Genomic DNA, 24,958 nt, shown 5'->3' on the forward strand with positions numbered 1-24,958 from the left:
ACGTTTCCACAATGTTCATAAGAAACCAGAGCTTTCCAGCTCATTGCTCTTTCACCTAACGAACTTTTGTTGCTGATATTTGCGTGCCGCTTTAAGTAGCCCTTCAGCCCAAAGCGGAGTTCCAGGAGCAAGCACATGGGTATACATGGCCAACACATTATGTTTCTTTAAACCGTCTCGTCCGTTAATAAACCCTGTTCCCCTTTCCATCTTGAGTACCAGATCATCATCAGTGCCGTCCCACCGCTCAACAGTTGAATACCTGAACTCGTGACCTTTAATCTCCGTACCAACAGGATAAAAACTATTGTCGCCTTCAACCGTAAATGCTGAATACCCATGGGCCTGCGGTTTAACTGACAGCCCGAATTCAACAGGAAAGACTCCGGTTAAGGGATACTTTTTTCCCTCCATGCAGATTGATCTTCCTAAATAAATGAGCCCACCGCACTCTGCATAAACGGGAAGCCCACTTTCTGCTGCCATACGGATAGACTCACGAAAAGATCTATTTTCCGCGAGCTGCCTCGCACTGGTCTCAGGAAACCCACCTCCAATATACAAGCCGTCAAGGTTGTCGGGCAGAGTTTTACTGGAGATGGCATCAATGGTTACCAACTTCGCTCCTTGATTTTTCAACATCTCAAGATTCTCTTCATAATAAAACTGAAATGCCATGTCCCGCAGCACCCCAATGACGACATCTTTTTGGGTGCGTACATCCGGGGATACTCCTGCTACAGGCCTCCTAGGTATTCGACGCATGGCTGCAGTAAGCTCCTCCAGATCAAAGTTAGAGCGAACCAAATCTGCCAAAGTGCAGACTGCCTCGTCAGCATTTTCATATTCTTGAAGCGGCGTCACCCCCAGGTGTCGCATGGGAAAAACATCCTGTTTCAACCTTGGCATGATGCCCAGCACAGACAGAGGTGTATATTTTTCAATGGTTTGTCGAATAATAAATTCGTGGCGTGGGGTAGCAATTTGATTAAGAATGACCCCGGCAAAACGGACATTATCATCAAAAGCGCAACAACCAAGTACCAAAGCTCCGATGGTTCGGGTCGTTTTGGAACAGTTCACCACCAAAAGTACCGGTTGATCCAGCTGTTTAGCAAGGGTTGCGGTGGAAAACTGCCCTTCTGCATTGACCCCGTCGTATAAACCTCGATTGCCTTCAATGATTGCATAATCACTCTGCCCTAGATGAGTATGAAAGCTATGCAGCACACTCTCAGCAGACATAAGATAAGGGTCCAGGTTGTAACACGGGGTCTTAGCTGCAGCTGTCAACCAGCCGGCGTCAATGTAATCAGGGCCTTTTTTGAACGGGACAACAGTAGATCCCTGGTCAAGCAGGGCACGAGTCAAGCCGACGCTGACCATTGATTTTCCGGAACCACCGCTTAAACCGGCAACAATAAGACTCTTTACTTCACGGCATTGGGCAGTGGCAGAAGATCGCATAATAAGACATTAGATAAAGGTAAAGTTGATCTGAAAAAATCATGATGACGGTGTTTCCTTACCGTCGTGGGAGTGTTGCCCGGTCTCGCCCCAGGCGAGATCATACAAATCGTTGAGTTGTTTTTCCAACATTTGACGATATTCTTCAACCTGCTCTCCCTTAATATCTGCGGGAATACTTACAGGTTCTCCATAGCGCACAAAAATTGTGGAAAAAGGAAGGGGGACCACTGTGCGGTCCCAGCTTTTAAAGGCAAAGTAACGGCTGGCTGACCAGACAATCGGCAAAATGGGAGCACCGGACTTACTTGCCACCAAAATACAACCAGCCTGGGCCTTCCTTGCCGGTCCCTGCGAGCCATCAGCCACAATAGCTGCATTATGCCCCCTCTGCACCTCTGCAATAAGAGCTCGCAACGCCCTTATTCCAAACCGATTGGAAGAGCCTCGGACAGGAATATGTCCCATGAGTCTGGCGACTTCAGCAATATATTCACCGTCGCGACTGGCACTTACCATGGCAGCCGCCGGAAACTTTCTGAGATAATAAAATAAATAGGCAAAGGAATAGTGCCAAAACACTGCCACTGCAGCTCTTGCCGCAGCGCATTTTTCAAGGTGCTCAGTCCCTGTAACGCGCACTCTGCAGGTTCCGAACCACACCTTGGTCAACCCTACAAAAATCCTAGGCACTACCCGTACTGATATTCTGTACCAAAAATCAGCCAACTTCAATCTCCAGCATTTTCAAGGCATTAATCTGATCTCTATAGGCTGCCGCCGCCTCAAATTCTAATTTTTCTGCGGCTTCAAGCATTTTCTTTTCCAATTGAACTATCTCTGCTTGCAGTTCGTCCACTGTATGATACACGGTGGACGACTCGGCGGTAACAAGCTTATCGCTAGCTATACCCTCTATATCTTCTTCCCATCCCGACGCTTTCAAGTGTTCTACAATGGAATCCTTGATACCGGAAATAACGGTTGTCGGTTCTATACCATGCGCCTTATTGTATGCGTCTTGGATAGATCTGCGCCGGTTTGTTTCATCAATGGTATACTGCATGGACCGAGTCACTTTATCAGCATATAAAATGACCTGTCCCTGAGCATTTCGGGCTGCACGCCCACAGGTTTGCACCAGAGAACGTTCGGAACGAAGAAATCCCTCTTTGTCGGCATCAAGAACAGCGACCAGCGAAACCTCCGGAATATCAAGTCCCTCGCGAAGCAAGTTGATCCCGACAAGCACATCATACTCTCTGTTGCGCAAAGCTTTTATCAACTCAACCCTTTCAAGGGTTTTAATATCAGAGTGTAAATACCTCACCCTGACCCCTAATTCATCGTAATATTCAGTCAGGTCTTCCGCCATTTTCTTGGTCAAGGTCGTCACCAGGACAGCCTCGTTACGACTGCCGCGTAATCGAACTTCTTCCAACAGGTCATCAACCTGGGTAGAAGCCGGACGCACTTCAATATGGGGATCAAGTAATCCTGTCGGCCGAATTAATTGTTCAACAATCCTGTCTTGGGCATGGTCAAGCTCATAGTCTCCCGGTGTGGCCGATACATAGACCACCTGATGGACCCTTTTCTCAAACTCGTTAAACTGCAAGGGCCGATTATCAAGTGCTGAGGGCAAGCGAAAACCAAAGTTGACCAGAGTTTGTTTCCTTGACCTGTCGCCATTATACATACCGCGAATCTGCGGTACCGCAATATGCGACTCATCAATAATCATAAGATAATCATCGGGAAAGTAATCAAGCAGGTTGGGAGGCGGGGCCCCAGGCGCGTTACCTGTCAGGTGTCGACTATAGTTTTCGATGCCATTGCAATAACCAAGCTCTGCAATCATTTCCAGGTCAAACATGGTTCGTTGTTCCAGCCGCTGCTCTTCTACCAGTTGATTATCATGATGCAGCTCCTCCAAGCGAAATCGAAGTTCCTCTTTGATAGACCGCATGGCAGTGGTCAGATTGTCCTGGCTGGTAACAAAGTGGCTACCAGGGAAAACAGTTGTTTCATGTACATCTTCCACCACCACTCCTCGTAAGGGGTCGATAATGGAAATGGCCTCAACAGTATCCCCAAAAAACTCTACCCTGACAGCAAAATTATCTTCATGTACAGGAAAAATATCAATTACATCGCCACGAACCCTGAAGGTTCCCCGGTGGAAGGAAATATCATTCCGTTCATACAACATAAAAACCAGCCGCCTTTGCACTTCCTCCATAGGGTAATCTTCCCCCACTTCAAGAAAAAGGTGCATATTCTTGTACTCATCAGGCGAACCAAGACCATAAATACAGGATACAGATGCCACAATCAATACATCCCGACGGGTTAGCAGCGATCGAGTGGCTGAGTGACGCATCTTATCAATAGCATCATTTATGGACGAGTCTTTCTCTATGTAAGTGTCTGAAGCAGGGATATAGGCTTCCGGTTGATAGTAATCATAGTAGGAAACAAAATACTCCACTGCATTATTGGGAAAAAGCTCACGAAACTCGGAGAAAAGCTGGGCGGCAAGGGTCTTATTAGGAGCAAGTACCAGTGCCGGTCGCTGGATAGCGGCAACCACCTGCGCCATGGTAAAGGTTTTGCCGGAGCCGGTTACTCCGAGCAAAACCTGGTCCCGAACCCCTTCATTGATTCCGGTCACTAATTTTTCAATGGCTGCCGGCTGATCACCGGAAGGAGTAAAGTCGGTAACAAGCTCAAAAGGTGTATCAGTATTGTAATGCTGGCTACTCACGGTATCCGTTGCCTTATGCTTCAGTGCGTAAAAAGAAAGGGAGGAAGATACAAGCTATTTGCGAGAAAGGCAACTGGCCCGGCCTGGATTTCTCGTCAGTTCAGGCGGCGTCAGGTTCATTTTTTTAGCAATGAATAGGTAAGCGAAGACTCCGGGTAAGCGAAGACTCCGGGTAAGCGAAGACTCCGTCAGCTGCTTATATTTATTGCCGAAACACTGAAAAAAATAATGCCGGATGGCCTGAACTATGACGAACATTGTGAAAATAAGCAACTCAATGTAACGTCGAATAACACACTGTGCATGAAAATTCAGGCCACGTTGTTGACTGTGTATTCTCTCCTGCCCGAAACCACCACAAGGATCACATTCAAAATTCCATATCAAAACTATAAACACCTTCTTCAATCTTGCTCTCGACCCTCAACCCTGAATTGTTAAAAACATTCTGCATCCGCTTATTGTCAAGTAAGACTTCGGCTGTAAAACCAGCAATACCGTTTCTTTTTGCAATTTTGATAAGGTGTTGAAAGAAAAAGGTACCTAATCCCTTGTTTTGCCAGTTATCACGTACAATAAAGGCCACCTCGGCCATATTCGTTTTTTCATTAAGGTAATACCTGCCGACGGCAACAATCTGATCACCACTTGCTTCGGGAATGGTGCCGACGATACACACATCACGACGGTGATCAATGTAGACAAAATCCTGAATGTGGCGGTGGGTAAAACGTTGGTTACTCATGAACCGGTAATAGATGGTTTCCTGGGAAAGATTATAAACCAAATCGCGCATATGGGGCTCGTCTGTAGGCCGGATGGAACGAATAGCGACATTGGTGCCGTCAGGCATCAGGTAGGCTGCTATCATGGCCTCCTCACCGGGCACGAAGAAACGGCTGCCGAAGCGGGCCAAATCAGGCCGAAGATATTTGGCATCAACCGCCTCTTTAAACAGTTGCTCCCTGTAATCCGGATGAGCAATAGAAATCAATGCCATCACTCTTTCCTGGATAGATTTGCCGTGAAGATAGGCAACACCATATTCGGTCGCTATATAATGAACAGTACCACGGGTTATGACCACCCCTGATCCAGGGCGGAGGGTGGTGACTATCCGCGAACCGGTACCGAATTCATCAAGAGAAGGTAGACAAATAATGGCTCGCCCCGCCTCAGATTTAGAAGCCCCGCGGTTGAAATCAATCTGGCCACCAATACCGGAATAGAAACTGCCACCCACGGAATCAGAGCAAACCTGGCCGGTTAAATCCACCTCCAGGGCCATATTCACCGCCACCATTCGTTTTTGCTTACCAATCACGGCGGGGTCGTTAATATATTCGGTCGGTCGAAAACTAAACAAAGGATTATCATGGATAAAATCATAGAGTTTCTTTGATCCCATACAAAAACTGGCCGTGATTTTCCCTTTATCTATGGTTTTCCTTGCCCCGGTAACAGCACCGGATTCGATAAGCGGGATGATAGTATCTGAAATCATTTCCGTATGAAATCCGATATCTTTTCGTTCATGGAGAAACTCCATGACCACCTGTGGAATTCGTCCGTACCCGGGTACACGGCCAAGACCAAGCTCGATGGTGGAACCATTGGGAATTAACGCTGCTACTTCCCTGGCTATCTTCCTGCTTATTTCGTTGGGTGGGTCTACCTGGCGTTCAAGGATTGGGTGGTCCACAGGGACTAAAATATCAAGATCATAAACATCTACCAAGGTATCGCCGTGGGTCCATGGCATATTTGGATTCACCTCTGCAATAACCAGAGAGGCATTGTCAGCAGCACTGCGAACAATATCCACCGATATTCCCAAACTGACCTTACCTGTCTTATCAGGCGGCGTTACCTGAATAAGCGCAATATCTATGGGCATGATTCCGGTATTCAACAAATCGGGAATATCGGACATTAAAATAGGGGTATAATCACCGAGTCCTTCTTGAATAACTTCGCGAATATTAGAGCTGATAAAAAAGGCGTTAATAGCAAAACATTCGGTCATTTTTTTTTCGGCATAGGGAGCGTTTCCCTTGGTGATGAGTTGAATAATCTCAACATTAGCCAATTGCCCTGCCCGCCTGGTCATGGCAGTAATGAGCATTTGCGGCGCGCCGCATCCTGTCCCTATAAAAACCCTCTGTCCCGGCCGCAAATGAGCAAGCGCCTTGGTTGGAGTCGAGATCATATCGCTGTATTTTTCTTGCCAATCGGTATCGTATTCCATGGTGTTCCTAGAAGTAAAAGGAAGAATTCGCTGCGTTCTATCCCGAATTGCTCATCCGGGTCGGGGTTACCAGCTTGTTTTGGGGCGCAATGGTACAGAAGTCGCAAAGGTCATTCTTGCATCTGCAACAACAGGTTCATTGCCGAGTTCCCCGACAATGAGCGGATTGATATCAATTTCATTTATCTGTGGAAAGTCGGTAGCCAGCTGACTTATTCGCTGCAAACACACAGCAATGGCATTAATGTCCACCTCCTTGATACCTCGCTTCCCTTTTAGCAGTTCGTAGGAACGTGTGGCTTTCAGCATCTGCACCGCCTCTTCTTCGGTAATAGGTGCAAGGTGAAAGGCCACGTCTTTCATCATTTCCACGAAAATACCACCAAGACCAAACATAAGCATGGGCCCAAACTGAGGATCACGGGTCATACCGAGAATCACTTCCATTCCGCTTTCAGCCATTTTTTCCACATATATGCCTTCAATATGTGCTTCCGGTGCATGCTTTTTAATCCGTAACATCATCAATTCAAAGGCATCAGCAACGGCTTGACCGGAACCGACGTTCAGCTTCACCCCTCCCATATCAGATTTGTGGACAATGTTGGGAGAAACAATTTTCATTGCAACCGGAAAGCCGATAAATTTGGCAATTTCCACCGCTTGCTCAGGACTGACGGTTAACCTCCCTTCCAGGGTATAAAAGCCGTAGGCTTTTAAAATATCTTTAGACTTGACCTCGCCCAAACGCAATCTACCGGTTCGCTGCCTTCTGGTAATAATCCTTTCCACACGGCGTCGATTAACTGGAAACCTAACCACATGCCTGGCTGGTCTGTTTTTCCAAGCCCCATAGTTATACATTGTCCTCAGTGCAGCCACAGCACGTTCCGGTGTGTCGTAGAAGGGCAGTCTTCCTGCTGCCATTTCCGTTCTGCTGGGCATCATATCATCACCGCCAAGAAACGAGGCAAGTACCGGCTTGCTGAAATCCTGGGTTGCAGCGATAATTCGCGCTGTATCTTTAGGGTGCTTCAAATACTGTGGTGCAAGTAGAAAAAGAATCGCATCTACACTTTCATCTTTTAATGCCTCTGTTAACAGGTTGGCATAATCGTCAGGCTCGGCATCAGCAGAGACATCAATGGGATTATTCACCTTGGCTGCGGCAGGAAGAATATGTTGAATGGTTGTTTTCAGATTACTGCTTATTCCAGCAACTTCGAGCCCTTCCTTCTCCACAGCATCAGCGGCGATGGTTCCTGGTCCCCCAGCATTAGTTATGATAAAAACACGGTTGCCTTTCGGGCAGGGTTGCATGGCCAAAGCTGCAGAATAATCAAACAAGGCCTCAAATGTGTCTGCACGGCAAATGCCGGCACGTTTAAAGGCCGCCCCATAGGCTGTATCTTTGCCACTGACCACACCAGTGTGAATGGATGCAGCCCTTTTCCCGGCAGCAGTTGTGCCTGCTTTTAAAATAACCACTGGTTTTTTGGTACTAGCCGCTTCTGCGGCCTTAACAAAACCATCGCCATCGCTGATATCCTCAAGATAACCGACGATGACTTTTGTCTGTTCATCTTCGGTAAGCGCCTCCAGCACTTCCACTTCGGTTATATCGGCTTTATTCCCAATGGATATTGATTTCGAGACCCCTAATTCCCGGCTTTCAGCAAGGTCCATCATGGAGGTACACAATGCACCTGATTGGGAAAAAATGGCCATGCTTCCCGGTTTAGGTCCCCGCTTAGAAAAAGACGCATTGAGATTATTTTCAGTATTGATCAGGCCCAGACAGTTCGGCCCCAGAAGACGCACATTCCCCCGCCGACAAACCTGTACCAGTTCTTCTTCCAGCTCCTTCCCCTTGACCCCACTCTCCTTAAACCCGGATGCAACCACGACCACTGCGGTCACCTTCTTGTACACAGCCGACCTTGCCGAATCAGGTACCTGTTCTGCAGGTACAGCTATGACAGCCATATCTATTGCGTCGGGGTAGTCGTTAATTTCAGGATACACTTTGAGTCCCAACAACTCCCCTCCCGCTTGATTTACCGGGATAATCGGCCCCTCAAATCCACCGTTGACAATATTTTTCAGAACCTCATATCCAACCTTTCCGACAGTTTTAGATGCTCCAATGACTGCTATTGACTGAGGATAGAATAGTCTTTCCACAACAGACCTCTTTTAGAGTTTAGGGACATGAATGGTGAATCCGGCTGCTTCTATAGCCTTATGTACAGCACGAATATTGTAGGTATTTATGCGAAGATAAATCATTGGTGGTTCCTGTTCGGTCCCTTTAGCCCTGATAAGACGGGTAAAAGCAACATGGGTCTTCTCCATCGCCTTGACTATTTTACTTAACGCCTCTGCATCACCGTCATCCTCAATGGATACCAGTGCGGATCCTTTTTCTCCCAGCCCAAAAAGAAATCGATAGGCCTTCATTAAATCCATCGCCGAAAAAATACCTATGACCTGGCGACTGTCGTTAAGCACAGGAAGTGCGCCGACATTCTCAGCCTGAAGAAGCAAAAGAGCTCTATCAAGGGTTGACAGACGGTTCAGTGAGAGACAATCAACGGACATAACCACTGAAACCGGCGTATTGTTTACTTTTTGTTCAACATTCCGGCGTTCCTTGCTTCGTGCTACAGTGGACGGGGTCGCAGAACGCAAATCCCGGTCAGTCAGCATGCCCAGCAATACTCCATTGTCGTCCACCACAGGAATATGGCGAAATTTATGGGTATTGAGTATCTCGATCGCTTCGGGAACCGTTTGCTCAGGCCCGATGGTAATGGGAGTTGGTGTCATGTAATAATGAACAAACATTGTATTATTTACTCCTCTAATCCTTTACAAACCTGGGTTATGTTCCTGCCGATACCTGACAATTCCCTGAAGGAACAAGGCGGCACAGCTCCCTAATTTTTCGATATTGTACCCACCCTCCAGCAAAGAGAGCAATCTCCCCTGAGTAAAAGTGTGAGCTAACTCTGCGACAAACATTCCTAGTTCCAAATATATATCGGTTGAAAAAGCGAGGCCTGACATATCATCGTCGACATGGGCATCAAAGCCTGCGCCGACAATTAGAGCCTCCGGTTGAAATCGTTCAAGAAAAGAAACAATGGCGGCAAAGGTTTCTCTCACCTGCTCATCGCCTGCTCCAGGAAGGAGGGGCAAGTTGAGCAAGGTTCCCTTCCCTGCTCCGAGCCCATTCTCCTCCGGCCATCCTGTTCCGGGATAACTGAAACTGGGATGTTCATGGATGGAAATATAGGCGGCATCCGGATCTTCCTCAAAAGCAGTCTGAATACCATTGCCGTGATGGGCATCAAAGTCAAGAATACAGATCCGTTTACGATGATATTGCTCCTGCCAGTAGCGAGCAGCGATCACGCAGTTATTAAAAAAACAAAACCCAAAAGGCATATTGGGTTCTGCATGGTGACCGGGAGGTCGGTTCAACCCAAATACGACGGTCCCACTATCTGCCTCAACCTTATCTACCCCTACAAGTCCGGCTCCTGCAGAAAGGGTTGCAATATCATAGGATTCATATCCAACCTGATTATCAGGATGATCGATATAAGTCTTCCCCTTTAACACAGCCTCCTCAAAGCGAAACAACCAACCTTCGGTATGAAAAACAAGTAATTGCGAACGGGTGGCCGGCTTGGGTGATACCCATTTTAAATAAGGGCCTAAAGAGCTTTCCTGTAGAGCATCTGCAATGACCTGTAACCTTTCCGGTATTTCAGGATGTTCCCCACCGCCGGTATCATGTTTACTGTAAGCCGGGTCACTGATAAGAGTAACAGAGATGTCATTTCCCATATGGTTAATTGTTTGTTAATGTCCTAAGGCAATTTTCTTAAAGAAAACAAGATGAGCCTCTTTATTGAAATAATACTATTAACGCAACCCCTGTAAAGTACAAACAATTCTTTGATCACCCAACTGAAATGACACAAAAAAAAACCTGCGTTCGCTTCTTTAAATCTTCTCTCTGCCCTAGATGTCGCCACACCGAGAAGCTCCTCAACCATATTACCGAGCAACGGAAAGACCTTGAAATTTTCCCGATTGACGTAGTCCGTCATCCCCTGATGAGCTTACAAAATAAAGTAACCATGATTCCTACCCTTATCCTGGAGAACGACAAAAGGTTGTCTGGTGTTTTTCTTACAGAACAACAAATTCGATCCTTCCTGGCGGCCGGTACATAAAAGTGTATCTTCCGACAAGAAAAACTTACAAGCATCTCGATCAACATCTTTTCCCCACAATATCGGTATCATGCCACATTTCCCTCCTCAGTGGCAAGCAAATTCCAGCATGCCTGGAAGGCAAGATTTGCCTGATCTTGATTGAAAAATCTCATTACTCGAGACACTCTAACATTTCTTACCGGTTTAACTCGGCCGCCCTCTCAGGCGGAAACAGGCGATCTATGATTGATCGTTTGTTTACAGGCTGGTTTAACAACACACTAAGATTGTCCTTAGCCGTATAATTCCTATCCCATAGTCCTATCGCCTTTTCATAACACATTTTCGCTTCCTCCAAATTACCCTTGTATCGCTCAATCACGCCCAGATTTGTATAGGTAACAGAGAGTCTGCGGATGGTTTCCAGCTGAGCCAGCATGATGTCGTCCACTCTCTTCTGGATAACGTTTTCCACATCAACACCCACTAAAGCCGGGTCTCCGGTAGCAAATGTAGGACGTACCGTTTGCTCGACTTTATCACGGGTCATCTCACCCATATCAGTCAACCATCGATCATATAGCCTTATGGCCTGACGGGTATATTTTTCGGCAGTCTCAAGCGTTTCGAGCATAACTTCACGATCGATTGCCACGTCGCTTAAAAGACCGGTCTCTAGTTTAACCAGATGAACAGAAGCCATGTTATTAAGAATCACGCCGCGTTCAAAAGACTGCTCATATCCATCAGTGTTCCGGTAAATCAGGTCCATGGCCTTTAAGATGCTCAGAGCCGTTCCATACTGGTCGCTTGCAATCCCTTTTTCATACTGGAGCAGCAGTTCCCGCGCCTCCCTTACCCGAGGATCCTCGGCGCTGTTTATCCGTCCGTAATGAAACACTGCATATACGCATATAAAAATCACCACGAGCAGAGTGCTCAACAAAACTTTAACGATGCCCGATTGGCGCTGAAAAGCGGAAATTATCTTCATTTATCAATAAAAAAAAGCCTCTACTGCAAATATGCAGCAGAGGCAAATAGAAGTTATCTCATGTGTGGATTTATTTCACACCATGAACGGTTTCTGCAAGATGCTTCTGCACCTCAAGTGGCGGCGGAGCCGTCATCAGAGAGACCACTATATTAGCCGCTACGGCAAGTGGACCGGCTATCCAAGCGAAATACCATGGGTTAAGCCAATAATTCATGAAGTCCTTACCCGGAAGACTGATGCCATACTTACCTGCAATAAAATAAGCAATAACAACCAGGGAAATGAAGCTTCCGGTGGTTAAACTGGCAATACCTCCAGCCCTGTTGGAACGACTCCACCAAATACCGATAAGAAACAAAGGAAACATGGTACACCCAGCAAGAGAAAAAGCAACCGCCACAAGCTGAGCAATGAGGCCAAGCTTGAGCAACGATACACCTGCGACTCCAATAGCCATCACTATGGTTGCAAGCTTTACCATCCGCATTTGCTGTTCGCCTGTTGCCTGAGGATTAAAAACGCCAAAATATATATCATGAGAAAAAGCAGATGATCCAGCTACCAACAAACCGGAAACCGTTGAAAACGCGGCTGCAACTGCCCCGGCAGCAAGAAAACCTACAATCAGCGGATGAATTGAACCAAGCTGTGCCGTATATACCACAATAGCATCCTTGGCCAAAGCACCGACTTCTGGGTTGGAGGACAGAATTTTACCAAAAGCGGAATAAAGCGGCGCCGTCCAGTAAAGAATACAGATAAAAAACAGGCCCCAGGTGACCGACCAGCGTGCATCACTCGGCTTAGGAACAACATAAAATTTCTGGATCACATGGGGTAGCCCGGCAGTACCGATCATCAAGGCAAAGCAGGTTGCCATCCATTGAAAAAAATCTTTCCCAGTTGCCGGATCCCAAGGCATTGCAAACTCAGGTGTAGGAACAGTAGCCATAGGGTGCCCAAGAGAACTGACAAATGGGGTTGCGGTACCTGCGACTATATCAGAAACAACCTGTCCATATCCAATGGGCGGGATGAGCCAAAAATAATCAAATTTAAAGGTAAGGATAAAAGATGGTATCAAAAAAGCTATAATAAGAATAACATACTGAATCTGTTGATTTTTTGTAACACCAAGCATACCTGAAACCAAGGTATATGTTAAAACAACAGATGCACCAATAAGTACGGACCAGGTGTAGTTAATGCCGAGAATCCATTTAAACATGATGCCGATACCACCAAACTGACCGACACAGTAGCTAAACGAAATACAAATAGCGATAACTGCGGTAGCCAGTCGCATACCATTGGAATAATATCTGTCTCCGATAAAATCAGTGGCTGTATACTTACCAAAACGACGGACTTGAGAAGCCATCAAGACCAACAACAACACATAGCCGCCTGTCCACCCTACGACGTACGACAATCCATGATAGCCACTTCCATACATGATGGCAGCCATCCCGAGAAACGAGGCTGCACTCATCCAATTCGAGGCAATAGCCATCCCTGAACCGAAACTGGAGATCGATCTACCTGCAGCATAATAATCGCTCGTTCCTTCGGCCTTATTCAAAAAGCCAATGCTTACAAACAAAACAATCATCGCAATCAAAATCAGCGCAGGTACGAGTTTAAAGCCCCCCTCAAGGTTTGCCCCACTGGCGGCAAAAACCGGGATAACAGACAGGAGCGACCCTAGAACAAGTGTCACAAAAAACAACGTAGTTTTTTTCATTTTCATCATTGTATCGGTTCTCCTATTCATTATCGCTTTCCATACCGTGTTTCTTCATGACACCATCAATGACATAGCAGTAAATCAGGCATATGAGATTAAAAAGAGTTAAAAGAAAGATCGCGGAATAAAAATAATGAAAAGGAAAGCCAAACAATTTTGTGTCTGTCAAAAATGACTGGAAATGAATGAGGTACTTCTCCATTATTGCTGGGATTTCCGGTGCAGTCATAGGCGGAACAGCGCCTTCCATAGCCACCAGAGCAAAGGGGACTACGCCCTTGAGAACGATGTCGTCCTCAATCCCCAGCAGCTTGGCAACATTTGCGACACCGGTAACACCTTTGTTCGTTTTTGTGAGAGTTGCAGCTTTAAAGGCCTCTTTCTCAGCAGAAGGAAGGACATCATAGACCGTTGCCGTAAAGGCCCCTTTCAAGGCATCATTTTTCTGCAGATCAATTGATTTGCCGATTAATCCGAGGTAGACCCTGGCAATGTTCAATTTATCCTCAGCCGTGGCGGTACCGTCGGTCAACTTAGGATACACCTGCTCATAAATCAGATACCCAGGCTCCGGAGTTCTTTTTTCGATCACTTTCATGAAAATATGAAATCCAAAGACACATACTGCCCAGATGGTAATACCGATCGTGATGATGCGGACATTTTCTTTGAGAAAGGCTGTCCTGGGTTTAAAAAAATTAATGTCATAATTTGTTGTTCCGTCCATCAATCGCCTCCTAACGTGTTGATGTGTTTCACTCTCTGCAGATCATTGATTGATCATTGATTAAACATTGGAATAATTAAAAAAAAACAGAGGAGTAATAATGCCGGAAATCGGGCATAAGAAGCCACCGGATCGAAGAACGAAGCAATGAGCCCCCATAACCGCTATGTATCGCAAAGTTATCCAGTGAAAAGTACATACGGAATGCATGTACGTCGAAGAATACATCCTATTGAACCCTCCTTGATGAAGTGTTGTTGATAGGACAGGAACCTATAAAGATGGGACGGGACAAAAACCGAAAAACCGGAATAACCAACAGGTAAATTTTTTTGGTATAGAATCTTTTGAGACTCCAAAATTAACCTATGAGCATCCCGACTTACTCTGAATTTTATCCCCCTTAAAGGCGCCTATGTGTCATTGGTACATTTTCTATACCAAACCAAACCCGATACAGTCAAGGGTTGTTTTGTATTTATCCAATATAATAATAAAAGAAAAAATCAATACGGAGCATCGATAACAGGTTAACCGAGTCTTTTACCGTCACCAAAAGGAGACATTTACGTTTCCCCTGAAAAACGCATCAGCGAAGGGATAATTAAATTTCTATCTGTGTTTAGTAAAACCCTTCGCTATATATGTTTGCATCAGGAAAACGGGTATCAATGACGTGAGTAACATCCTTTATCATATCCCATTTACCGCACAAGTAGAATTCATATTGACCAACCGGCAAGATATCTTTGATAAAACCAGTCACGTGCCCATCATAGCATGTGCTGCTGTTTTTCATGCAAGGTTGAGCAGATAAACATTTTATATAATGAAGCGTAGTTCCTTCAAAAAGGCTATTATAATGAAGACTCTCTTGATTGCGTACACCATATAGCAAAAAAGCAGCATTCATACCACTGGCTATCATCGAGCAAAAAGGAGCTATCCCAGTACCTGTTGCTACAAGCACTCGTTGTTTTTGAGTCGGCCTTTCGACCAAATATCCACCAGGTCCGGTCATTTTCAATTCCGTACCAATGGGAATTTCAGCAAGTTGCTTACTGACCACCCCTCCCTTCATTTCTTTAACAAGAAATACCAAGCAACTGTCATTTTCCGGCGAGACCATAGTATAATCACGCTCTTCCCCGCCCATATGAAAAATTACATGCTGGCCGCTGCGAAAAAAGAAATCCTCAGGCTTATTGAAAGTTACTTCATAGGTGTCCTGAGACAACCACCTACGTTTTTCCAGAGTTACTACAAAATTAGACCTGCCTTTTTTCATGGTTGTCGCCATACTTGATCAGGTCTACCTTCAGCCTTATTAGCAAACCTGGCAACAACAAACAAATAATCTGAAAGGCGGTTGAGGTAGACTAAAATAACCTGTAATGCACTATCAATTTTACTTCCTTTTTCCTCTTCAACCAGTTGCGTAACTTTTCGTTCACACCTTCTACAAACAGTGCGGCCAATATGTGCCCAGGAAGCACCTGGAGTTCCTCCAGGAAGGATGAATTCCTTAAGTGGTGTCAATTCTGCTGTTAACTCATCTATTTTATTTTCCAAATCTTTGACGACGGACTCTTCAAGTTCTTCTAAAAAATCAATGGCAGAAGACTCCGGAGTAGTAGCAAGCCAAGCACCTGCTTGAAATAATCGGGCCTGAATATGCAACAACTCATTTTTTATGCTTTCGGTATTCTTTGGTAGATGGGAATGAATTGCGCCAATAACAGAATTCAACTCATCCAGATCACCATAGGAATCGATGCGCAAACTATACTTCGCAACACGTTCACCAGAAAATAAACTTGTCTTTCCTTTATCCCCACCACCGGTATACACCTTCATTTCTCTCTCCTTGTTTCGTGTTGTCTCCTGCTCGCCCACTCTCGCAATTTACTCACATAGCATCTTTTATATTTACAACGCCTGTTTTTTGCATTTACCACACATCCGAGGTGATATTCACCAGGAATCACCTACAATCTTCATTTTTCTAAGTTGTTATCTGCCTTTTACACTCTCTTTTTGTCCCTAAAAAGACCTTCCTAGCTTCTAATAAAAAATATTATTCAACATTACAACAACTTAACTAAAAATTATCGAAAATATAAGCCGAAAAACCAACCCAATTCAAACAAACTGAACAGATGCATAAGCAATTTAGATACACGAGCCGTTGGTTTTTAACTTCTTAATATAAGGTACAATGACGTAATAAAAGTATGAGGGAAAACAATAGGTTCTTTATTTTTAAGTTGACAAAAACCTTAACTTAAAATAGGAGGATTCTAGCAGGTAGATTAAGCCCAATGGGAGTGTAAGGTTTTTTGGGTCTTTGTCAGAGTTGCAGAACGCCTGCCTGTCTTTTTTACAATTTTTGACTATCAAAACAGTAAATTATGCAGCGGGTGGTTTTTGAGGTGTTTTTTGGCAATACCTGGCGTCATATCCGAGGACATAATTTTATTTTCCCAAAAGCCCTTTTTACCCATAATAAAAAGGGCTTTGAGAAAACGAAATTATTGTTTACCTGTTCCTCAGAAGTAGATTCGTTCTGCAAATATGACAAAAATCCGTTTTGTTTTTTTCTCTGCTAATTCTGTACTGATACTGCAATACTATATTAATTCACAACTAATCTACTGACCTATTTTTTATAGGATTATAAATAATAATCAGCAGGTTGGAGTATTCGATTGAAGGATTTATAAAATCAGGTATAAGATTGTTCGCAGAACGATTCTGTGATCAATGTTCGTTACCGGATGCGACGCTGGTCGGAGAGCATTTAGTTTTGCTTTACTCGACCAGCTTATTAAAACGAATTTCAATATCGTTTGTATTATTTTATATTTTTTGCTGCAGCATTAGACTTTTGAGAGGAGATCATAACCCGATTATTGTTGCGAAGCTGCTGTTAACCTCGCTAACTGCATAATCGGTTTTGATGTAAAAATAAGGCATGGGTAAAATCTTATTAATTTAGCAGCGTAAGGAGATCATGATGACGGAGACAGCAAGTTCCTTGATCAAGAACGTCAGCCAACTCGGAGAAGAAGAGCTCAAAAAACGCGATGTCCCATTTGAGTACTGGGGGCCTACTCCAAAAGAAGCACGGAAAGCAGCAGTCGGTAAGAAAAAAGGGCTGCACGATAAAAGAACAACCCTTAAAGAAGCTGTCTCAAAGTATGTTAAAGATGGCATGAACATCGGTCTCGGTGGTTTCGTAAACACCCGAACACCGGTTGCTGCCGTTCATGAAATCATTCGCCAGGGCTGCAAAGACATTACTCTTTCCATGCAGTCCAACTCAATCTGTGCCGAATTGTTAGCAGCTGCCATGATTCTGGATCCGGATCACGTCTCTGTGAAGCGTGTTGAAATGGCTTGGTGGGGATATGAGGTTATTGGTATTGCACCAATTTTCCGTTATCTTGTTAGCCGTGGAGAAATTCTTGTCGATGATTACACCAACTATGGTATGTCAGCACGTTTTAAAGCTGGCTCCTTAGGTCTTCCGTTTATCCCTACCCGTGACCATGGTGGTAGTGATATGGAACTGGTAAACCGTGGTAAAATGATTAAATGCCCATTCACCAACGAAAATATTTACTTGGTGCCGGCATGCAACCCTGATGTTGCCCTGATCCATACCCAGGTTGCCGATATGCACGGTAATGCACGAATTTTCGGTGCACTCTGTACATGTCCTGAAATTGCAATGGCCGCTAACCACACAATTTTGACAGTTGAGCAGGTAATCCCTAACGAAAGCATCCGCAAATATCCTAACTTGACAGAAATCCCATACATGATCGTAGATGCAGTTGTCGAGCAACCATTAGGCGCATATCCAGGTGCAGTTTATGGGTATAACTGGTTTGACATGCCGGAGATCCTTGAATTCAGAAAGGGATGTGATGAATTCAGAAAAACAGGCAACAAAGACGGCATGCAAGCTTACTTTGACAAATATATCTTCGGTTGTGAAACGTTTGACGACTTTCTCGCCACACGTCCTTACAGCAAAATCAAGGAGATGAAACAAAACGACGGTGTTCAGCCGATTCTGATCGACTAACGCGCAACATACAACAAAAACACAAGATTTATCTAATAGCTTGTAACCTTAAGGAGGATGTATAATGCCTGATTATGGTCCATTTGAAATGATTGCGTACGCCGGTTCGAAGGTCTTAGAGGATGAAACCGTAGTTTTTGTTGGTACAGGACTACCAATCATCGCTTCTCTGCATGCTCAATTGACGCATGCCCCGCAACTGCAAATGATTTTCGAGGCTGGGTCTCTTGGTGCTATACTTGAGCAGGGCTTACCGCTTTCTGTTGGTGATACGAAAGCATTCCGTAAAGCCCTTTATGCCAAAGGTTTATGCGGTGCTTTTGAGTTAACCCAACGCGGATATTCCGATTACGCCTTTATTGGCGGTGCGGAAATCGATATGTACGGTAACCTGAACTCTACATTCCAGGGTGGAACCTACAGTGAATCCAAAGTTCGCTTCCCTGGTAGTGGTGGTGCTGGTGCGATGTCTGCAAACTGTGAAAAAACCATTGCTATTATGGCACTGGAAAAACGTAGATTTACAGAAAAACTGCAATTTGTCACCAGTATCGGATACGGTGACGGCTCTCCTGATTACAGGGAAAAAGCTGGTGTATACGGTTCCGGACCTTACCGCGTCATCACCAATGAAGCGCTCTTTGGCTATGACAAAGATACTCGCAGAATGATGTTGCTTGAGGTTCTGCCAGGATTAACACCTGCGGATATTCAAGAAAAGGTCGGTTTTGAACTGCTCATTTCACCAGATCTTAAAGAAATGGCAGAGCCTACAGAAGAAGATTTGCGGTTGCTTCGAGACGAGTGCGATCCCGATGGTTATTTCCTGAAGCGTGTTGTTAAAAAATAATTCCACTCAGTTTAACACTGAAACTCTGGCGTAAAGTAAAACGGCTGAAAGACAATATGTCTTTCAGCCGTTTTTTATTGTTTATGTGCAATTTCATGCCTTAGGTCATGAAAAGTAAAAACGGGTTGAACACACTTAATTTAGATGTCTTTGTCAAATATCCTTTTCTTTGACAATGCGCTATTCGAATAATTGCTTACAAGCCTTTTTTAATCTTCCCTCCACCCTGAATTTGTATAAATGAATAATGACTCCTCGTTTGAAAAAATCGTAAATCGACACTCTCTTTTTTCTGGAAAATATATGCAACTTGAACGGCTGGATGTCCACCTTCCGGATGGAAGGGAAGCCACCCGTGAAATAGTGCGGGTACGCGATGCTGTTGCGGTTTTACTGTTAGACGATGACCAGAATATTCATCTTGTCAGACAAACGCGCCCTGCAATAGAGAGGACACTTATCTCAATTCCAGCCGGGTTGATTGATGAAGGCGAAAGTGAGGAAGAGGCAGCTAGGCGAGAATGCGAAGAAGAAACAGGGTATGTTCCCCAACGTTTGCATAAAATCGTTAAATATGCTCATGCCGAAGGATATTCTACCGGGTTTATCACTCTCTTTCTTGGGCTCGATCCAATACATTCCGGAAATACCAAACAGGATGCATCGGAATATATTGAGCAGGTCAAAATGCCGTTTCAGGAACTGTATGAAAAGGTATCCAATAATGAAATAATAGATTCAAAAACGCTGCTGAGTGTTTTGTTTGTGCATCAGCAGTATCAGCAATTCCTGCACTCCAACTCAAAATATTGATTTTAAGCGAAAAATTTGATCTAATAGCCGGGAGGCAAATTCTTAAACTGACGACGCGGACTTCCCCCTGCATCCAGGTAATATTCAGTGTTGCCTTCCTGGGCAGCATCAAGGTCGGCGACCGGAAGCCGGACAACCTGAACAGCGAAGAGGTCTTTTCCTTCATGACGGTATAGTGTTCTGCGGAAAGGTTCATAATAGGGTGTTACGGCAAGGGATCCTCCATAAAAACCTGTGTTACAAATAACCACATTGCAGAAAACGGTCTTTGAAAGCGACTCTGCCAAATGGCTAAATGATTCAATATCACGATTATAGGCAAGAACGAAAAGGTGGTGAATTTTTCCCCGATAAACCATGTATCTTTCAACATCCATAAAATCATAACAGATACAAACACCAATGCGCCCGAATTGACCGGCATCAAACATCCAAATGGTCTGATCGGCTTTAAAATCAAACCCTGATTGTCCGATGCCAAGCTGTTCTGCAGGGGCCATGTACGTTTTCCCGAAATAAAACGTACTGCAACGTTTACTGGTCCGGTTCTTCGGCCACTCTTGTGGAACTATAACCAGGGCCTGATTCCCTACGATCTTATTTCCGTGGTCAAGGGTATAATCCATACCGGCAATCACGATTGAACCAAGTTCTCTGCACATGTCCAGCAATCGACTACGAAAGCAAAGTGGCACTGCCAACTCGGGAAGAATAGTAAATTGCGGAGGTTCATCCATCTCAGACAGAATATGGAACCCATGCCGAATCTCTTTCCAGACATGATCTGACTCAGCAGGAGTCATTTTTGGATAATTCTTCCACGCAACCTGAGCATTGGTTGTCGTCTGTATCAGTCCTATCGTGAGAAAATCAGACAGTGAACTTCTCGTGTTTCCAGTCTGTATTTCCGACATATTCTCCCCCAAAAAAATGGTCGATGATCACGGAGATCGTAAACTCCCCGGCATATAATTATCTCGAAACTGTAACTGATCGAAGGTGCCCTAAGTAGGATTGATCGTTGCTTAAGCAAATAAGTGAACAAAAAGATCGTCCGTGCAGCCTAACTATCGGTAAAACGAGACTATTCATAGATAGTGTGCGCTGATCAGTTATCCAAAGTCAGTTGCCCAGTCCGGACGAGTAAAATGTTCCAGTTTCACCGGTACCAATTGCCGTGGCACCCGATGCTGAAGGGTCATCTGGTACTCTTCCAATACCTGTCTGGCTTTTTGAACACAGGATTGGAAACGAGCCAAATCAAGTATTTGAGGTGGATCTTGTGCCGTATCGTCATCATATTTTCCCTGCTGACAAGCATCCACTAGAGCTGTCTCCAACTGACGTGGCAAAAGACACGCTTCTAGAATCGCATGTGTCCAGGACGAGAAAGGAACATTTCGCATTCTAGTACTTACCAAGGGGAGGTACTGCCATTCATGCCCCCTTACATTCCACATCGCCGGCCAGTCAAATGAATGGGTCACCAGCCCCAGAAGCAACAGGCCGAATCCACGAATCATAGGAAGTTCCGGGTTAACATTATCAGCAGTTTGTAAATCAAACATATAGCGATAATCAGTAATTTGTTCCGCTTCCCTCAGTCCTATTGAAAACGTCTTCTCACGTATCTGATCGCGCCAATGGTCCCATGTTAATATTGTCTCCCCCTCTTCGATCCACTTGGTAGGTACAAGAAAATTCAAAGGATGAAGGGGGTAGCAGTCACTGTTTCCACCCTGAAGAAACGATTTTACCTTTTCAGCTATCTGGTCGGCTATTTCAAGGGCTGTCCATTCTGTGACCCGTGGGTCAAAAGCATTTTCTCGATACTTTTGATTACTCCATTCCCCCCACCGGGCAAGTGTCATCCATGCATCGTCACTGTCTTTATGTACGATCGAACATACCTTTTTTTCGCCAGAGCTAGCCGCTAAACCACGCTCTTTTTCATAGCGGAGAGGACTAGTCCCTTGAAGTAACTCATAGAACCATCCAGCACAATTATTCCGATAAAAAGTTCCTTCTGCCAAGCAGGCATCAATCATTGTTTTTACTCCCACTGCTCGTACAGCTTCTCGGGGATAGCGAAACAACATTTGTCGGCCACAGGGAACATCTATTTCAAGTTTGCCTACAGCAGCTTTCCATATCGGCCCAGGATTCGTCCTTTGGGGGCTATTGAGTCTGGTTTCAGCCCACCACGCCCATACTGAAAGTGGAACAGACGTCTCTGCAGCCCATTTTTCAGGAAGGGAGGTCCAGTCAATACCACCACATTTGGCTACACGTTGCTCCATCAACTTGAAATCGTCGTCTGTAACCAGTTCGTTGTCCGCGTTTCGGAGATACATAAGAGCACTGCCTAGCCCACATTGCAGCAAATGCAGAGAATGAAGTTCATAAAATGTTGACTCTGCATCTACCGGCAGGGTGACCGGCTGCAGCAAAAGGGTTTTTAAATACGAATATGCTGCTTGACGCCGATAAATAAGATGATCTTTTTGCGACATGTTCAAAGAGCATTGCACAGCCTGATTTGCCATCAGTCGATAAACCATTGCCCACACATAACCTGCACCCAGGCGATCATGTCTGTATAACGCCTCTAACTCTTTATGAATCAGGGTCAGATCGGTCTGTCCTGAAAAACGGCAATACTCCAGCAGGTAAATCCACAGATTTAATTTCATGGGGTTATTGCGGACTGCTCTTAACAGCATCAAAAATATGCGCATCTTATTTTTGAACTGTCTTCCCATATTCTTGGCAGCGATGAGTTGGTGCTCTTGATTAAGCTCAGCAATCTTTTGCTGTACCTGTTGGATATCAACACGTACGCTTTCTGCGTCCTCGGCTTCCGGCCGCAGGCTTTTTAAACGCTTGTGAAGTGATGTTTCACGTAAACGTGCCTCAAAAAGCTGGCGTTCAAACAGACACAGATTCGCCTGATTCCCTATAATTTCCTGTGGGACAGACCAGGCGAGCTTATGAGCAATATTGTCAACCTGAAAATCGTCATTGATGACAGAGCCGGTGCTGTGACCAAGCAGAAGATTCTCCATTTCATCAATATAATGCATTTTTTCCCTTTGCTGCAGAAGGTCAAAATTCAGGTCTGTAAGGTTGGTCAACAATCTCAGGGTTCTGGTTATCGCTGGTAGTGGATTGGAATTATCTAAAAGCGTCTCTTTTGCTGCTTGTTTCCTATATTCCTCCAGTAATTTTCGTTCATTAGGAGTTGCTTGGCCATGCTCCCAATATCTGGAAAATGACCTGGGCTCAACAGATTGCCAGTCTGGTACAATTCTAGAGCCGTGCTTTTCACAGAGTGTCTGGTAATCTTCGACCCAATTAACAAGGCCTGAGAAGGTACGGGAGAGAAAGCAGTGGTTGTAGCCAAAACGAAAGTGAGCTATATTTTTTCCCTGTATGCCAGGCTGCAATGTTGAGCCGGAAAAAATTTGGTGGTCTGTTATCGAACTGTCCACAACCATCAGAGCTATATTTTTGAGAAAATCGGCAACAGCCAACCCCTCAGGTATGGAATCTATGCTATTTTCTACCCGTGAGAGCTCAAATTCTGCATGCTTCTTTTGGTCCCAATCATCCAGGTCAAGTCTGAAATCCAAGAGTTGGGAGGCAAGTTGATGAATCTGGGGTTTGAATTCGGTTGAAAAGTTGGCAAGATTATCCAGAATAGTTGAAAGGTTACCTTCTGAGAGAGTTGTATTAAACGACAGTTGTGCCCGGTATACCCTATGATTATCATCAGAGGGCCAGTAACCGTCCAGCAAATAGGGCAGTTGTTGCCTGCCCTCAAAATAACGCTCCTGTTCAAATACCTTACGCTCAGAATCCTCAAGGTCTTCAGGATCTAGCAAGCCGGCCATTGCTCTTGCTGTAAGAAAAATATGACGTTGATACAGTGACCAGGTTAAACTTGAATTGCGATAGAGGTATCCATCAGAGTGCCTGTAACGACCATTCTTGCTGACAATAATATTTTTTTTTTCCTCCTCCCACGTTGACCTATAGAGACGGCCACCATAGCTCCAGGGTGGCATCTGCCAATCTAATCCCGGTCCGATAACATTTACAAAGGCAATCCAGGCAACCTGGTCGCGAATGGAAATATCAAATATGTGCCCATTTGACTCCCTCTTTTTGTCATGCGATGGTAGAGGTAAAGGACGAATTGGACTGGCTCTGTACGTTAACCTTTTGAACTGTGCGCCAATGGCATCTAATTCTGCCTGCAGGTTTGCTTCAAAACAAGCCAGCCGACTTTCGTCTATCCAGCAATGAGTGGCCTGCAGATATTGCTGGTACTTCAACCATGCCCAGTACAGATTTTCAGGACATGCCAGTAATGTCTCGAGCGGAAGGTGTGTGTGTGATGTTACCATGGGATTGCCTCCACCGTTGTACCTATTTGGAATAATGACTTCCATTTCCCTCAAACACAAGATTATGTCAACAGGTTGTCAATAAAAATGGCAGTATACAGTTCAATTAATACAACCAATTTAAAAAAATTAGTTGTCAGAAGAACAGTGTTTTTCACAGGTCTGATAATCAATTCAGCCCCGACAAAGCCTAGCTCAGACTTGAAAATGATCCGCAGGAGTGTTCAAAGGTTCTCTGCGTCGAAGGTACAGTGTCTGGAAAGTAGCTTACGATTATAGAGAAAATATTTTCGCAAAATAATAGAAACACAGAAGAAATACTGGTGATGTGGCCGTGAGTAGAGAATGTTTTCCTGCAATAACCCACCAAACTAGACAACATGTTTAGCATGACAGCTTGAGTTGGCAAGCAAGGAAAGAGACTACGAAACCAGCGATCCCGGCAGAAAAAGACTAGCAGGTACTCGTATTGACAATTGGAACAGTCAGTGTACACGATTAAATCCCTATTGCAGATCTCTATACTTCAAGCAGTCCCTGACTACATCGGAGATAACCGGGCCATAGACCCCATACTCCCTTGCAATTCGATCATCACGCACGTGCTCGAA

Annotated in this window: 18 protein-coding genes; 4 read left to right on the plus strand and 14 right to left on the minus strand. The window is 44.8% G+C overall.

Translation table 11 applies throughout. The features are described from left to right. Positions 1-51 precede the first annotated feature (51 nt). The 7 genes from ACHZCY_RS04855 to ACHZCY_RS04885 all read right to left on the minus strand — a co-directional run bounded on the left by ACHZCY_RS04855 (position 52) and on the right by ACHZCY_RS04885 (position 10,337). On the minus strand, positions 52-1,467 hold the full coding sequence (locus ACHZCY_RS04855; RefSeq protein WP_319548034.1) for a cobyrinate a,c-diamide synthase: 1,416 nt from the start codon (positions 1,465-1,467) through the stop codon (positions 52-54). Between the two features lie 39 nt (positions 1,468-1,506). Continuing rightward, complete coding sequence (locus ACHZCY_RS04860; protein WP_319548035.1) at positions 1,507-2,196, minus strand: lysophospholipid acyltransferase family protein; 690 nt, start codon at positions 2,194-2,196, stop codon at positions 1,507-1,509. Then, entirely contained in the window at positions 2,189-4,234 is a 2,046-nt protein-coding gene (uvrB, locus tag ACHZCY_RS04865; protein WP_319548036.1) for an excinuclease ABC subunit UvrB, read from the minus strand. Before uvrB ends, ACHZCY_RS04860 begins: the two co-directional genes overlap by 8 nt. A 370-nt stretch (positions 4,235-4,604) precedes the next feature. Then, positions 4,605-6,482: a GNAT family N-acetyltransferase gene (locus ACHZCY_RS04870; RefSeq protein WP_319548037.1), complete on the minus strand. Its 1,878-nt coding sequence runs from the start codon at positions 6,480-6,482 to the stop codon at positions 4,605-4,607. A 66-nt stretch (positions 6,483-6,548) separates the two neighbouring features. After that, on the minus strand, positions 6,549-8,666 hold the full coding sequence (locus ACHZCY_RS04875; protein ID WP_205222336.1) for an acetate--CoA ligase family protein: 2,118 nt from the start codon (positions 8,664-8,666) through the stop codon (positions 6,549-6,551). A gap of 12 nt (positions 8,667-8,678) precedes the next feature. Next, entirely contained in the window at positions 8,679-9,329 is a 651-nt protein-coding gene (locus ACHZCY_RS04880) for a CBS domain-containing protein (RefSeq protein WP_205222335.1), read from the minus strand. A 24-nt stretch (positions 9,330-9,353) separates the two neighbouring features. Continuing rightward, a complete protein-coding gene (locus ACHZCY_RS04885) occupies positions 9,354-10,337 on the minus strand; it encodes a histone deacetylase family protein (RefSeq protein ID WP_319548038.1) in 984 nt (327 codons plus the stop codon). A gap of 77 nt (positions 10,338-10,414) precedes the next feature. Here ACHZCY_RS04885 and ACHZCY_RS04890 point away from each other — a divergent pair, with 77 nt between their 5' ends. After that, complete coding sequence (locus ACHZCY_RS04890; RefSeq protein WP_319548322.1) at positions 10,415-10,729, plus strand: thioredoxin family protein; 315 nt, start codon at positions 10,415-10,417, stop codon at positions 10,727-10,729. Positions 10,730-10,907: 178 nt separating this feature from the next. Here the strand turns inward: ACHZCY_RS04890 and ACHZCY_RS04895 are convergent, their stop codons facing one another. From ACHZCY_RS04895 to ACHZCY_RS04915, 5 genes are all read right to left on the minus strand, one after another. Next, positions 10,908-11,705: a tetratricopeptide repeat protein gene (locus ACHZCY_RS04895; RefSeq protein WP_319548039.1), complete on the minus strand. Its 798-nt coding sequence runs from the start codon at positions 11,703-11,705 to the stop codon at positions 10,908-10,910. A gap of 70 nt (positions 11,706-11,775) precedes the next feature. Beyond that, the gene (locus tag ACHZCY_RS04900; protein ID WP_319548040.1) at positions 11,776-13,482 is read right to left on the minus strand and encodes a VC_2705 family sodium/solute symporter; all 1,707 of its coding nucleotides are present in this window, start codon (positions 13,480-13,482) and stop codon (positions 11,776-11,778) included. Then, the gene (locus ACHZCY_RS04905; RefSeq protein WP_319548041.1) at positions 13,475-14,182 is read right to left on the minus strand and encodes a hypothetical protein; all 708 of its coding nucleotides are present in this window, start codon (positions 14,180-14,182) and stop codon (positions 13,475-13,477) included. Before ACHZCY_RS04905 ends, ACHZCY_RS04900 begins: the two co-directional genes overlap by 8 nt. 622 nt (positions 14,183-14,804) lie before the next feature. Beyond that, the gene (locus ACHZCY_RS04910; protein WP_319548042.1) at positions 14,805-15,470 is read right to left on the minus strand and encodes a ferredoxin--NADP reductase; all 666 of its coding nucleotides are present in this window, start codon (positions 15,468-15,470) and stop codon (positions 14,805-14,807) included. Further along, a complete protein-coding gene (locus ACHZCY_RS04915) occupies positions 15,467-16,039 on the minus strand; it encodes a cob(I)yrinic acid a,c-diamide adenosyltransferase (protein ID WP_319548043.1) in 573 nt (190 codons plus the stop codon). Before ACHZCY_RS04915 ends, ACHZCY_RS04910 begins: the two co-directional genes overlap by 4 nt. Positions 16,040-17,195: 1,156 nt before the next feature. Here ACHZCY_RS04915 and ACHZCY_RS04920 point away from each other — a divergent pair. The 3 genes from ACHZCY_RS04920 (at position 17,196) to ACHZCY_RS04930 (ending at position 19,938) form a co-directional block, all read left to right on the plus strand. Continuing rightward, a complete protein-coding gene (locus tag ACHZCY_RS04920; RefSeq protein ID WP_319548044.1) occupies positions 17,196-18,275 on the plus strand; it encodes a CoA transferase subunit A in 1,080 nt (359 codons plus the stop codon). A gap of 64 nt (positions 18,276-18,339) precedes the next feature. Next, positions 18,340-19,125, plus strand: coding sequence for a CoA-transferase subunit beta (locus ACHZCY_RS04925; RefSeq protein WP_319548045.1), 786 nt, complete (start codon positions 18,340-18,342; stop codon positions 19,123-19,125). Positions 19,126-19,428: 303 nt separating this feature from the next. Next, positions 19,429-19,938 (plus strand): NUDIX domain-containing protein, encoded by a 510-nt coding sequence (locus tag ACHZCY_RS04930; RefSeq protein ID WP_205222328.1) that lies wholly within the window; start codon positions 19,429-19,431, stop codon positions 19,936-19,938. A gap of 20 nt (positions 19,939-19,958) precedes the next feature. Here ACHZCY_RS04930 and ACHZCY_RS04935 read toward each other — a convergent pair whose 3' ends face one another. Further along, positions 19,959-20,852, minus strand: coding sequence for a hypothetical protein (locus ACHZCY_RS04935; protein WP_319548046.1), 894 nt, complete (start codon positions 20,850-20,852; stop codon positions 19,959-19,961). Positions 20,853-21,050: 198 nt separating this feature from the next. Further along, positions 21,051-24,347, minus strand: coding sequence for a hypothetical protein (locus tag ACHZCY_RS04940; protein WP_319548047.1), 3,297 nt, complete (start codon positions 24,345-24,347; stop codon positions 21,051-21,053). Between the last annotated feature and the right edge of the window lie 611 nt (positions 24,348-24,958).

The organism is Desulfogranum marinum (assembly GCF_963675105.2).
In the GTDB taxonomy this organism is placed as follows: Bacteria; Desulfobacterota; Desulfobulbia; order Desulfobulbales; family Desulfobulbaceae; genus Desulfogranum; species Desulfogranum marinum.